Origin of the sequence: Clavibacter michiganensis, from assembly GCF_016907085.1 — a bacterium.
Lineage (GTDB): Bacteria > Actinomycetota > Actinomycetes > Actinomycetales > Microbacteriaceae > Clavibacter > Clavibacter michiganensis_O.
In genome coordinates, this window is the sequence record NZ_JAFBBJ010000001.1 from 2761426 (window position 1) to 2773312 (window position 11887).

Annotated in this window: 16 protein-coding genes; 8 read left to right on the plus strand and 8 right to left on the minus strand. The window is 73.5% G+C overall.

The genetic code is table 11. The annotated features are described in order from the left end of the window. Positions 1-121: 121 nt before the first annotated feature. On the plus strand, positions 122-1507 hold the full coding sequence (locus JOE38_RS13025; protein WP_204576667.1) for a glycosyltransferase family A protein: 1386 nt from the start codon (positions 122-124) through the stop codon (positions 1505-1507). On the opposite strand, the gene JOE38_RS13030 is transcribed toward JOE38_RS13025, so the two are convergent. From JOE38_RS13030 to upp, 3 genes are all read right to left on the minus strand, one after another. Continuing rightward, complete coding sequence (locus JOE38_RS13030) at positions 1504-1971, minus strand: MarR family winged helix-turn-helix transcriptional regulator (protein ID WP_204577221.1); 468 nt, start codon at positions 1969-1971, stop codon at positions 1504-1506. The genes JOE38_RS13025 and JOE38_RS13030 overlap by 4 nt on opposite strands. Before the next feature lie 298 nt (positions 1972-2269). After that, a complete protein-coding gene (locus JOE38_RS13035) occupies positions 2270-3061 on the minus strand; it encodes a winged helix-turn-helix domain-containing protein (protein ID WP_204576668.1) in 792 nt (263 codons plus the stop codon). 395 nt (positions 3062-3456) lie between these two features. Beyond that, positions 3457-4095, minus strand: coding sequence for a uracil phosphoribosyltransferase (upp, locus tag JOE38_RS13040; protein ID WP_041464689.1), 639 nt, complete (start codon positions 4093-4095; stop codon positions 3457-3459). 68 nt (positions 4096-4163) lie between these two features. On the opposite strand from upp, the gene JOE38_RS13045 reads away from it, so the two are divergent. Then, a complete protein-coding gene (locus JOE38_RS13045; RefSeq protein WP_204577222.1) occupies positions 4164-4604 on the plus strand; it encodes a nucleoside deaminase in 441 nt (146 codons plus the stop codon). 73 nt (positions 4605-4677) lie between these two features. On the opposite strand, the gene JOE38_RS13050 is transcribed toward JOE38_RS13045, so the two are convergent. After that, on the minus strand, positions 4678-4926 hold the full coding sequence (locus JOE38_RS13050; protein ID WP_204576669.1) for a hypothetical protein: 249 nt from the start codon (positions 4924-4926) through the stop codon (positions 4678-4680). 104 nt (positions 4927-5030) lie between these two features. After that, the gene (locus JOE38_RS13055; protein ID WP_204576670.1) at positions 5031-5948 is read right to left on the minus strand and encodes a cation diffusion facilitator family transporter; all 918 of its coding nucleotides are present in this window, start codon (positions 5946-5948) and stop codon (positions 5031-5033) included. Between the two features lie 131 nt (positions 5949-6079). Between JOE38_RS13055 and proC the strand changes: the two genes are divergently transcribed. After that, positions 6080-6955, plus strand: coding sequence for a pyrroline-5-carboxylate reductase (gene proC / locus JOE38_RS13060; RefSeq protein ID WP_204576671.1), 876 nt, complete (start codon positions 6080-6082; stop codon positions 6953-6955). A 25-nt stretch (positions 6956-6980) separates the two neighbouring features. Here proC and JOE38_RS13065 read toward each other — a convergent pair whose 3' ends face one another. Both JOE38_RS13065 and JOE38_RS13070 read right to left on the minus strand, forming a co-directional pair. Further along, positions 6981-7649 carry a potassium channel family protein gene (locus JOE38_RS13065; RefSeq protein ID WP_011931765.1) on the minus strand — a complete coding sequence of 223 codons (669 nt, stop codon included), beginning with the start codon at positions 7647-7649 and terminating at the stop codon, positions 6981-6983. A 53-nt stretch (positions 7650-7702) separates the two neighbouring features. Beyond that, complete coding sequence (locus JOE38_RS13070; protein ID WP_204576672.1) at positions 7703-9127, minus strand: TrkH family potassium uptake protein; 1425 nt, start codon at positions 9125-9127, stop codon at positions 7703-7705. Positions 9128-9205: 78 nt separating this feature from the next. Here JOE38_RS13070 and JOE38_RS16060 point away from each other — a divergent pair, with 78 nt between their 5' ends. The 3 genes from JOE38_RS16060 to JOE38_RS13085 all read left to right on the plus strand — a co-directional run bounded on the left by JOE38_RS16060 (position 9206) and on the right by JOE38_RS13085 (position 10284). Further along, entirely contained in the window at positions 9206-9751 is a 546-nt protein-coding gene (locus tag JOE38_RS16060) for an ArsR/SmtB family transcription factor (RefSeq protein WP_204576673.1), read from the plus strand. A gap of 122 nt (positions 9752-9873) precedes the next feature. Further along, a complete protein-coding gene (locus tag JOE38_RS13080; RefSeq protein WP_011931768.1) occupies positions 9874-10113 on the plus strand; it encodes a helix-turn-helix domain-containing protein in 240 nt (79 codons plus the stop codon). Between the two features lie 72 nt (positions 10114-10185). Then, positions 10186-10284 carry a 30S ribosomal protein bS22 gene (locus JOE38_RS13085; protein WP_003792170.1) on the plus strand — a complete coding sequence of 33 codons (99 nt, stop codon included), beginning with the start codon at positions 10186-10188 and terminating at the stop codon, positions 10282-10284. A 125-nt stretch (positions 10285-10409) separates the two neighbouring features. Here the strand turns inward: JOE38_RS13085 and JOE38_RS13090 are convergent, their stop codons facing one another. After that, positions 10410-11162, minus strand: a complete 753-nt coding sequence (locus JOE38_RS13090; protein ID WP_204576674.1) for an HAD family hydrolase — start codon at positions 11160-11162, stop codon at positions 10410-10412. A 77-nt stretch (positions 11163-11239) separates the two neighbouring features. Here JOE38_RS13090 and JOE38_RS13095 point away from each other — a divergent pair, with 77 nt between their 5' ends. Together JOE38_RS13095 and JOE38_RS13100 are read left to right on the plus strand one after the other, a co-directional pair. Next, a complete protein-coding gene (locus JOE38_RS13095; RefSeq protein ID WP_086521095.1) occupies positions 11240-11503 on the plus strand; it encodes a glutaredoxin family protein in 264 nt (87 codons plus the stop codon). 76 nt (positions 11504-11579) lie between these two features. Continuing rightward, positions 11580-11882 carry a Dabb family protein gene (locus tag JOE38_RS13100; protein WP_204576675.1) on the plus strand — a complete coding sequence of 101 codons (303 nt, stop codon included), beginning with the start codon at positions 11580-11582 and terminating at the stop codon, positions 11880-11882. Positions 11883-11887: the final 5 nt, after the last annotated feature.

Here is an 11887-nt window from a genome sequence, read left to right on the forward strand (position 1 = left end):
CGGCCGACCGGCGCGTGGTCGCTTCGCGCAGGGAGCCCGGCGGCACGTAATATCGCACATGGCAGTGCGCGTCCGTCCGGGTCCGACCGCCCACCCGAGACCCGCCGTCGTCGAGAGGCCCATGGACAACCAGAGCGCGCCCCTGCCCCCGCCCGAGCACCCGGGGCGGTCGTCGCGCGACGCCGTCTCTGCGGTCGTCGTGGCGGGCGATGCCGGATCCACCATCGCGGCGACGCTGGCCTCGATCCTCGGGCAGACCATCCCCCCGGAGCGCGTGGTGGTCGTGGTCGCGGGCAGCCGCGACGACACCTTCGCCGTCGCGCGGACCTCCAACGGACGCCACGAGCGCACCCTGCCCGACGGGGGCGTCGCCCGCACGACGGTCACGGTCATCGACCGCGGCCCGCGCGAGAGCTCGCTCCGGTCCGCGTACGGGTTCGCCCTCCGCCTGGTCGGCGACGAGGGTCGCGTGCTGCTCGTGTCGCCGGACGCCGAGCTGGAGCCCGACGTGCTCGAGCTCCTCGCCGCCGCCCTCGACCGGGATCCCGGCGCCCTCTCGGTGTCCGCCTCCCTCGACCAGCGGCCGACCGGATCCCACGGCCCCCTCGCCGGCGCGCTCCGGCTCCTGCAGCGCCACTGGGCCATGGGCGCCGTCGAGACCGGCGCCGACCTCGGCCTCACCGGCCCGGTCCCGCTCGCCCCCGCATCGCTCCTCCGGCTCCCCGAGCGCGACCCCCGGTCGCCGTCGGCCGAGCCGTCGGAGGGGATCCTCACGGCCCTCCTCGCCGGGGATGACCGCTCCGCCCTCGTCCCCGGTGCCCGCGCCCGGGTCGACACCTCCGTCACCTGGGGGATGATGCGCGAGCGACGCGACCGGTGGGGTGCCCACGTCGCCCGGCTGACGCGCGGCGGCTCGCCCGCCGACGTCGGCGACCGGCGTCGCGCCCGCCTGGCGTCCCTGCGCATCGGCGTCGGGCCCGTCCTCCGGTTCGTGGCCTACGCGCTGGTGGCGCTGTACCTGGCCGCCGCGGGGATCCAGGGGATGCTGGAGCCCGCGTGGTGGTGGGCCGTCCCCGTCGTGGTGCGGCTGCCCCTGCACATCCGCACCCTCAGGCGGATCCGCGAACGCACCCTCGCGGACGTGGTCTTCGGTGCGACGTTCCTCCCGCTGGAGGCGGCCGAGGCGGCGTACGGGGTCTCCCGCATCCGCGACGGCCTGCACCGGGTGGCGCACCGCGGCCGCCGCCGCGGACCCGCGGCGGCCGAGACGGTGCCGCCCTTCTCCCGGGTCGATGCCGTCGCCGCCGTCGTCGTGGCCGTGGTCGTCGTCGGCGTCCTCGCCGCGGCCGAGGTCGGCGGCCCCGCTGCGGCCGGCCTCACCACGGCGGTCGGCTGGGCGGCGTGCGTCGTGACCGCCGCCGACCTCGTCATGGCGCTGTTGCGTCTGCTCGTCGCCCACGGCGGGCCGTTCGCCCGGCCGGGTGCGACGGACGGATCCGCGGCCTAGGCCTCGGCGACGCTCCCGCGCAGCTTGTCGGTGAGCGCGCGCAGCGTGTTCAGCTCGTCCGGCGTGAGCGCCCCGCCCACGGTCGAGGCGATGGACTCCATGTGCACGCGCGCGACCGCGCGGAAGGCCGCGTCGCCGGCGTCGGTGAGCCGCACGATGGTGGCCCGCCCGTCGCTCTCGTCTCCGCACTTCACGACCAGGCCCCGCGCCACGAGTCGGTCGATGAGACGGCTGACGCTGGGCTGGGTGAGCAGCACGTGCTGGTTGAGGTCGCGGAGACGGAGGCGACCCTCGGGCTGGCGCGAGATGTTGAACAGCACGTCGTACTCGTTGAACGAGAGCTCGCGGCTGGGGAACTCGGCGCTGAGGCGGCGCATCACGCTCACCTGAGCCCGGAACAGCGACTCCCAGGCCCGCACGGCGTCCGCTGTCTCGCCCACCAGGCCTCCTCGTCCGGTGCGCATCGCGATGGTGATCGGGCGCACGCTGTCGATGGCGAGTCTACTGAGCGGTGCACCGGGGACAGCCCGGGGCGGATCCGCGCCGGACATGACTGAGGGCCGACCCCAGAGGCATGGGGCCGGCCCTCTCCCTTGCACCAGGAGTGTCCTGCAATCACATTCCGTCTCCACCGCCACAGCAAACGGTGGGGACGAGAAGACTGTATAACGATCCCGTAACGCCCCGCTACCCGGAACGGGCCCGATGTGCTGGGAGATCGCCGACAGCTCCGCAAGGGCAGGCTGGGCGCCGGCGGCCGACTCAGAACAGGTCGGGCGACTGCGTGCTCGCGTGGTGGACGGCGACGTCCGCGTGGCGATCGAAGCGGTAGCCGGCGCCGCGCACCGTGCGGACGATCTCCTCGTAGCGGCCGAGCTTGGAGCGCAGGCGGCGGACGTGCACGTCGATGGTCCGCTCGTTCGGCACGTCGTCCCCGTCCGCGGCGGACCACAGCGAGGCGATGAGCTCGGATCGCTCGATCGTGCGTCCCTCGCGGAGCACCAGGTACTGCAGGAGCTCGAACTCCTTGTAGGTGAGCGGGGCGGTCTCGCCGTCGAGGACGACGCGCTTGCGGGACAGGTCGACCGTCACGCCGCCGTCGACGCGCTCGTCGTCCTCGGGCTGCTCGCGGTGCTGGGCGACGGCGGCGGGATCCTGCAGGGCGAGTCGGACCACGTCGATGTCGCGGCCGCCCGCGCCCTCGGGGGCCAGGGCCACGGCGGCGTGCGTCTCGACGCCCGGGGCGAGCTCGGCGGCCAGGCGCTTGAGCGCGGCGACGACGGTGCCGAGGTCGGTGCCGGCGGCGGCCGCCTTGAGCTCGTCGAGCCCGACGTAGATGGCGAAGCCGCGCGCCTCGGTGCCCTCGGGGACGGCGCGGAGGCGGGCCGGGCGGGCGGGTGCGGCAGCCGGCGCGGCGGTGGGGGTCGCGGCGGGCGCGGGCACGGCCTGCGGTCGGCGGAGCGGCGGGGCGAGCGGCGTCGCGGCGCGGAGCACGGGAGCGGCGGGAGCGGAGCGGAGGGAGGTGCGAGCGGGGTCGATGGTCGCGAGAGACATGGCGGGAGTCCTTGTGATGATGCGGGTGCGGCGCAGCTGGAGTGCGCGGGACCTCAGGGGAGTGCGAGACGCCTCAGGGGGCGGATGCGCCGGTGACGGCGGGGAGGGTCGGCGACGGATGCGTCGCGGGACCGCTCAGGCGAAGGCGGCGGCTCAGGCCGACATTCGACAGGACATCGCGACACGGCCGGGCATCATCATGCCGGCGACTCCCGAGGCCTCGGAGGAGGTCAGGACGTGCGCGTTCAGAGTCATGGGGAGAGCTTGCACGGATCCGTGCGCCCGTGTCAACAGGAGCGGCCGGAATCGTGCGGGACGCGCAGGAATCGTGCGTGCGCGGACAGCGGCGCCCGTCTCCTCGGGGAGGCGGGCGCCGGATGCGGCGAGGGCGCGGGTCAGTGCGCGGCGGTGCCGTACAGCCGGTCGCCCGCGTCGCCGAGGCCCGGGATGATGTAGCCCACCTCGTCGAGCTTCTCGTCGAGCGCCCCGAGCACGATGGTGACCTCCCGGCCGGCGGTCGCCTCCTCGACGGCCTTCAGGCCCTCCGGCGCGGCGATGAGGCAGATGCAGGTGACGTCGACGGCGCCGCGATCGAAGAGGTACTCGATGGCGGCGATGAGGGATCCGCCCGTCGCGAGCATCGGGTCGACCACGAAGCACTGGCGGTTGGAGAGGTCGGTGGGGAGGCGCTCGGCGTAGATGTCGGGCTGCAGCGTCTCCTCGTTGCGCACCATGCCGAGGAAGCCGACCTCGGCGCTGGGCATGAGGCGCATCAGGCCGTCGAGCATGCCGAGGCCGGCGCGGAGGATGGGGACGACCAGCGGCTTCGGGTCGCTGAGGGTGAGGCCCTCAGCGGGCGCGACCGGGGTCTGCACCGTGATCGTCTCGACCCGGACGTCGCGCGTGGCCTCGTACGCGAGCAGCGTGACGAGCTCGTCGGCCAGGCTGCGGAACACGGGGGAGGGGGTGGTGCGGTCCCGCAGCGCCGTCAGCTTGTGCGTGATGAGCGGGTGGTCGGCTACGTGGACTCGCATAGGCTCCATTCAACCAGCAAGGGGGATCGCGATTGGACCTGCCCGTCCCCGGCGACTACGAGCGCTGGATGGCCGTCGCGCTCGAGGAGGCCCGGGCCTGCGCGGCCACAGCCGACGTCCCCGTGGGCGCGATCGTGGTGGACGCGGCGGGGGTCGTCGTCGGGCGCGGGCGGAACGAGCGCGAGGCGCACCAGGACCCGACCGCGCACGCCGAGGTCGAGGCGCTTCGCGACGCCGCCCGCACGACGGGCGACCGGCACCTCGTGGGCACCACGCTCGTGGTCACGCTCGAGCCGTGCGTGATGTGCGCGGGCGCGATCCTCGCGGCCCGGGTGCCGCGCGTCGTGTTCGGCGCGTGGGACGAGAAGGCGGGCGCGGCCGGATCCCTGTACGACGTGCTGCGCGACCGCCGGCTGCCGCACCGCGCGGAGGTGTTCGCGGGCGTGCGTGCGGCCGAGTGCGCGGATCTCCTCGACGGCTTCTTCGCGGAGCGTCGCGCCGACGCCTGATCCGGCGTCCGTGCGGCCATCCTCGGCGTCCGCCCCTCGCGGGCGGAGGAGGAGCCGCGCACGGCTCCCGAGGTCAGCCCGCGCAGCCGGCGCAGATGGTGCCCTGATGCGGCGGGCGCTGCTGGTGGTTCCGCCCCCCGCTCCGTGGGTCCGTCGTCCGCGCATGCCGGCGCTCCTGCGCCGTGAGATCCCCGGCGGCGCGCTCCACGGTCACGTGCGCGGGGGAGCCGGTCGGCGCGTGCCGGGTGTCGGCCTGGGCGGGGCCGGTCGCCGTGAGGGCCAGTCCCAGGGCGAGCGTCGCCGCCGCTGCCGCGGCCTTCATCCCATGCGTCATCTTCGATCTCCGCTGTCGGCCGCGCCCCGAGCGGCGTGCTCGAGCGTCCACGACGTGCGGGCATCTCCGCGGCGCCGTCTGGCGAGGGCGGATCAGCGCGTCGCGACCCGCACGTCGGGCTCGAGGTAGATGACGCGGGCGACCGGCACGGCCTCGCGCACGCGGCGCTCGATCGCGTCGATCCCCGCGGCCACGTCGCCGAGCGAGCTGGTGGCGGGCATCGCGATCTTGGCGGCGACGAGGAGCTCGTCGGGGCCGAGGTAGAGCGTCTTCATGTGGATGATCGACTCGGCCTCGTGGCCGGCGGTGATGGCCGCGCGGATGGCGGCGAGGTCCGGCTTCGAGGCGCCCTCGCCGACGAGGAGGCTGCTCATCTCGACCCCGAGGATCACGGCGACCGCCACCAGCAGCACGCCGATGAGGAGGGTGCCGATGCCGTCGTAGATCCCGTCGCCCGTGAGGATCGAGGCCGTCACGCCGAGCAGCGCGAACACGAGGCCGGAGAGCGCGGCCGTGTCCTCGAGCAGCAGCACGGGGAGCTCCGGGCTCTTCGCGCGGCGCACGAACTGCACCCACGTCTGCGTCCCGCGGAGCGGGTTCGACTCCTTGATCGCGGTGCGCAGCGAGAACGACTCGAGGCCGATCGCGATGAGCAGCACGACGATCGGCAGCCACGGCACGTCGAGCGGCTCCGGGTGCTCGATCTTGTGGATGCCCTCGTAGAGCGAGTACACGCCGCCGACCGAGAACAGGATGATCGAGACGATGAACGCGTAGACGTAGCGCACGCGCCCGTAGCCGAACGGGTGCTCCTCGTCCGCGAGGCGCTTCGCGCGCTTGCCGCCGATGAGCAGCAGGATCTGGTTGCCGGAGTCGGCGAGCGAGTGGACGCCCTCGGCGAGCATCGAGGAGGAGCCCGAGAAGAACGCGGCGACGAACTTCGTGATCGCGATGCCGACGTTCGCGGCGAGGGCGGCGAGGATCGCCTTGCTGCCGTGGGATTCGCTCAAGGCCGGACCTCCTCGACCGGCGAGGCGGCTCGGGCCGCCCGGGCGCGCATGCCCCGGTCGACTCAGCCTAGCCACGCACCCGGGCGGCCGACCGCCCCGATGGGGCGACGCCCGGTCCCTAGGATCGGGGCATGCCCGACGCCTCCCGCCCCGCCCCGTCCGCTCCCGCCGAGGTCGTCCGCCTCCCGTCGCTCGCGATGCTCGGCACCGGATCCATGAACGGCGCCATCCTCGGCGGCCTGCTTCAGCCGGGCGTCGAGGTCGACGGCGACGTGCGCGTGACCACCCGCTCGGCGGCCAGCGCGGCGGCGCTCGGCGAGCGCGACGGCGTGCGGGCGTCGAGCGTCGAGGAGGACGCCGACGCGAACCGGCGCGCGGTCCGCGGCGCGCGCGTCGTGGTCGTGGGCGTGAAGCCGCACATGGTGCCCGACCTGCTGGGCGAGATCGCGGGCGACCTGGAACCCGGCGCGCTCGTGATCAGCGTCGCGGCCGGCGTGACGATCGCCACCTTCGAGGCGCTGCTGCCCACGCACGTGGCCGTGCTGCGCTCGATGCCGAACACGCCGTCGCTCGTCGGCCGCGGGGTCACGGGGCTCGCCGCGGGCACCCGCTCGAGCGCCGACGACCTGGCGCTCGCCCGCGCGGTGTTCGCGACGGTCGGCGACGTGGTTGAGGTGCCCGAGGACCGCATCGACGCGCTCAGCACGATCTCCGGATCCGGCCCCGCCTACGTCTTCCTGCTCATCGAGGAGCTGACCCGCACGGCCGAGGCGAAGGGCTTCAGCCCGGACGAGGCGCGGGTGCTCGTGCAGGGCACCTTCCGGGGCGCGGTGGAGCTGCTCGCCGCGTCGGACGCGGATCCCGCCGAGCTCCGCCGCCGGGTCACGAGCCCGAAGGGCACGACCGAGCGGGCCGTCGAGGTGCTGCAGGCGGCGGATCTGTCGGGCCTGTTCGACCGCGCGACCGACGCCGCGCTCGCCCGGGCCCGGGAGCTCGCGGCCGGCTGACGCGAGCGGCGCCCGCGCCCGCGGATCAGGACAGCGAGGCGAACCGCTCGATGTCGGCCGAGGTGCCCGACACGATGATGAGATCGTGGTTCGACACCAGCGTCTCCGAGGTGGCGTAGGTGAACGGCTTGCCGGGCGTCTTCACGCCGACCACCGTGATCCGGTGCTTCCTCCGCACGGCCGACTCCAGCAGAGTCATGCCGCGGATGGGCTTCGGCGGGTACATCTTGGCGAGCACGAAGTCGTCGTCGAACTCGATGAAGTCGAGCATCCGCCCGGACACGAGGTGCGCGACGCGCTCGCCCGCCTCCGCCTCCGGGTAGATGACGTGGTTCGCGCCGATGCGCTCCAGGATCTTGCCGTGCGACTGGCTGATGGCCTTGGCCCAGATCTGCGGGATCTTGAGGTCCACGAGGTTCGCCGTGATGAGCACGCTCGCCTCGATGGACGAGCCCACCGCCACGACCGCGATCGAGAAGTCCTTGGCACCCAGCTGCTGCAGCGCCTCGATGTTGCGCGCGTCGGCCTGCACGGCGTGCGTGACCCGGTCGGACCACTTCTGCACGAGGCCCTCGCTCGCGTCGATGGCGAGCACCTCGCGGTCGAGGCGCGCGAGCTGCCCGGCGGTCGCGGCGCCGAAGCGGCCGAGCCCGATCACGAGCACGGGGGCGTTGTGGGGGATGCGTTCGCCCATGGTGGGCCTCTCTGATCGGGTCTCGCGGTGGTCGTGTCGTGCGGGGTGCCGGCTCAGCCGACGATCGGCCGCTCCTCGGAGCGCTGGAAGAGCTGCCGGCGGGTGCTCGCGGCGAGCGCCGCCGCGAGGGTCACCGTGCCGACGCGCCCCAGGAACATGGTGGCCGCGAGCACGTACTTCGCGGGATCCGACGCCTCGGCCGTGAAGCCCGTGCTGAGCCCCGAGGTGGCGAACGCGCTGATGGCGTCGAAGAGCACGTAGTCGAGGCGCTCGCCGGAGATCTGCAGCAGCACGATGCTGCTGAGCGCCACGGTCGTCGCGCCCCAGAGCACGATGCTCACCGCGAGGCGGAGCACGTCGCTCGGGATGCGGCGCTCGAACACCTCCATCGACTCGCTGCCACGGGCCTCCGCGAACGCCGCGAGGAACAGGATCGCGAGGGTCGTGACCTTGATGCCGCCGGCCGTGGACGCGGATCCGCCGCCGATGAACATGAGCATGTCGGTGACCAGCAGGCTCGCGTTGCCGAAGTCGGCCATGTTCAACGTGGAGAAGCCGCCGGAGCGCGTCATCACCGAGAGGAAGAGCGCCTGGAAGCCGTGCTGCACCGGATCCATGAGCGCGAACGTCTTCGTGTTGTCCCACTCCAGCACGACGTACGCGAGCGTGCCGAGCACGATGAGGATCAGCGACGTCCAGAGCGTGAGCTTGACGTGCACGGAGAACCGCCGGGGCTTCCGCCAGCCGCGGTACACGGCGTAGATCACGGGGAAGCCGATGCTGCCGAGGAAGACGCCGATCATGAGCAGGCTGAGGAACCAGTAGTCCTGGTGGTAGAGCTCGAAGCCGGCCTCGCTGAAGACGAAGCCCGTGTTCGTGAACGCCATGAGCGAGTAGTAGAAGGAGTCGAGCGCGGCCTGGCCGACGGGGATGCCCTCCAGCAGGATCCGCGGGAACAGCAGCGCGGCGATGGACAGCTCGATGACGAGAGCGCTGATCGCGACCGTGAGCAGCAGCGTGCCGATCTCGCCGAGCTTCACAGCCTGGCCCTCGGCCACGGGTCCGTGGTGGATGCGCAGCGGGTTGCTGTCGCTCGCCGCCATGAGCCGCGCCTTGAGCCCGAGGCGGCGCGACACGATGAGGCCCATGATCGACGCGAGCGTGAGCACGCCGATGCCGCCGATCTGCACGCCGAGCGCGATGAAGGCGTGGCCGAGCGGGGTCCAGTACGTCGCCATGTCGACGGTCGCGAGGCCGGTGACGCAGATGGCGGAGACGGCCGTGAAGAGCGCGTCGGCGAAGGGCGCGGTGTCACCCGTGGAGGTCATGCCGGGGAGCATGAGGATCGTCGTGAGCGTGAGCACGAGCGCCGCGAAGATGAGGATCGCGAAGCGGGCGGGCGTGGAGTGCGCGAAGTAGTCGAGGAAGTCGCGGATGCGCCCGAGGAGGGGACGCCCGTGATCCGGCCTGACGCGCATGGTCCCCTGTCCGCTTCCGGGGCGCTGCGCCCCGGATCGCCATGGTACTGCGAGCGCGCGACGGAATAGCCTTCGGGGATGGCTGACATCTTCGACGTCGTGGGGGATCCCACCCGGCGCGACCTCCTCCGCGTGCTGCTCGACCGACGCGCGGTGCCCGAGGCGCCGACCGGGGAGATCAGCGTCTCGGAGCTCGTGCAGACCCTCGGGATCAGCCAGCCGACCGTGTCGAAGCACCTGCGGGTGCTGCGCGACATCGGCCTCGTCTCCGTGCGCGAGGAGGGGCAGCACCGCTACTACCGGCTGGAGCCGGCCCCGCTCGAGGCGCTGGACGCGTGGGTCGCGCCCTTCGTCGACGACGGCCGGAACGAGCCGGCCGACGACGCGCACGCGGATCCCGACACGGGGCTGCTCGGCGGCGGCCTGTCCGCGGACCCCGACGCAGGCGAAGACGGCGACCCGGCCGGCTACCCGTTCGCCGCGTCCCTCGGCCGGATCTGGGCCGACACCCGCTACCAGGCGGCCGCCGCCGTGCACGACGCCACGCGCGTCGCGGGCTCGGCGGGCCACGCGTCGCTCGGCCGGCTGCGCGGGCGGAAGCCGGGGAACGCGCGGGACGCGTGATGCAGGATGTGACACGATGGACACGCGTCCATCCGGACCCCTAGAATCGCGCACCAGCGCCCGCATCGCGGGGGCCATGAGGTTCGTGAGCCGGTCACGCAGAACGAGGAGTCGATCCGCCCATGTCGCGTGACCTGTCCGACGTCCGATTCCTCACGGTGGCCGAGGTGGCCGAGATGATGCGCGTCTCCAAGATGACCGTCTACCGCCTGGTGCACTCGGGCGACCTGCCCGCCATCCGCTTCGGCCGCTCGTTCCGCGTGCCCGAGTCCGCCGTGCTCGCCGCGATCGACCCGTCGAACGCGCTCCCCGGCCAGCCCGGCGAGGCGTCGCGTCACTCCGGCATGTCGGATGTCGGCTAGACTCCTCTGAGGCTATTTTCCGCGGGTCACCAGAACCCGCGTGTTCCGTCCGGCAACAGATGAGGTGCCCCTATGGGTTCAGTGATCAAGAAGCGTCGCAAGCGCATGGCGAAGAAGAAGCACCGCAAGCTGCTTCGCAAGACGCGCCACCAGCGCCGCAACAAGAAGTAGAGCGGACGCGTCCACGAGGGCGCAGGACGTGATGGAGAGGACGCCGACCCGGCGACGGGGCGGCGTCCTCTCCGTGCGTGCGGGGTGCGCGGCCGGCCGGCGTCCGGCGCGGGGCCTCCGGCGGATCAGCGCCCGGCGGATCCGTCCGCCGACGCGGCCTCGCGGCGCACGCGCTTGCGGGCGTCGCGGATGCTCTGGCGTCGGAGCCGCATCGACGGCCAGCCGGATCCGCGCGCGTGCGCCGCGAGCGCCTGGTCCGGGTTCACGACGACCGGGTGCCCGACGAGCGAGAGCAGCGGGATGTCGTGCCGCGAGTCGGAGTACGCCCAGCACTCGGCGGCGTCCGCGCCCGTCCGCGCGAGGAGGCCGCGCGCGGCGGCGGCCTTGTGCGCGCCGTGCAGGAACTCGCCCTCGAGGCGACCCGTGTACGCGCCGTCGCGCACCTCGAGCGCGCTGCCCAGCGCGCCCGTGAGGCCGAGCCGGCGGGCGATCACGTCGGCGAGGAACGACGGCGACGCCGTGACCAGCCAGACCTGGTGGCCCTTCGCGAGATGCTCCTGCGCGAGGCCGAGCGTCTCCGGCCAGACCATGGGCGCGGTGTGCCGCTCGTAGATCTCGTCCGCGAGCACGGCCATGTCGGCCACCGTGACGCCGGTCACGACCTCGAGGCCGCGGGTGCGGGCCGACGCGAGGTGCCGGTCGTTCTCGCCCCGCGCCTTGAAGCGCGCGTGCTTCCATCCCGCGCCCACGATGTCGCGCGTCGTGAGGAGGCCGGCCGAGCGGAGGCCGCGCACGAGGTGGAAGGCGCTCGCGCCGTGGATGAGGGTGTTGTCCACGTCGAAGAACGCGAGGATCGGGGTGCCCGCCTGCTCGACCATGATCGGCTCAGCGTAGGCGACGCTCCTGGGCCGGGGCGCCGGGGCTGTGGGCGGATGCGCTCGCCTACGCTGGGCGGATGAGCGCAACGGTCCTCACCCTCGTCGGCAAGCCCGGCTGCCACCTCTGCGACGACGCGCGCGACGTCGTGACCGGCGTGCTCGGCGGCCTCGACCCCGCGCGCGCGGCCGAGGTGACCCTGGAGGAGCGCAGCATCCTCGACGACCGGGCGCTCGCCGACCGGTACGCGGAGGAGATCCCGGTGCTCCTCATCGACGGCCGCGTGCACAACTACTGGCGCATCGACGCCGACCGGCTGCGGCGGGCGCTCGACGCGCGCTGACCCGGGACCGGGACCGGGACCGGGACCGGGACCGGGACCGGGACCGGGCGCTGCCGACCGCGGATAGGGTCGGAGCATGACCCTCCGCCACGTCGTCTCCTGGAAGCTCGCCGACCGCGATCCCGCCGCCCTCGACCGCGACGCCGCGCGCGTCACGGAGGCGCTCGGGACGCTGCCCGGCCTCGTGCCCGGGATCCGCTCGTTCCAGCTGGGGCGCGACGTGGTCGGATCCGCGCGCAGCCACGACGTCGTGCTCATCGCCGACTTCGACGACCGGGCCGCGCTCGAGGCGTACGACGTGCACCCGGAGCACCAGCGCGTCGCCGCGTTCGTGCGGGGCCTCGTGGCGTCGGCGGCGTCGGTCGACTTCGAGGTCTGACGTCG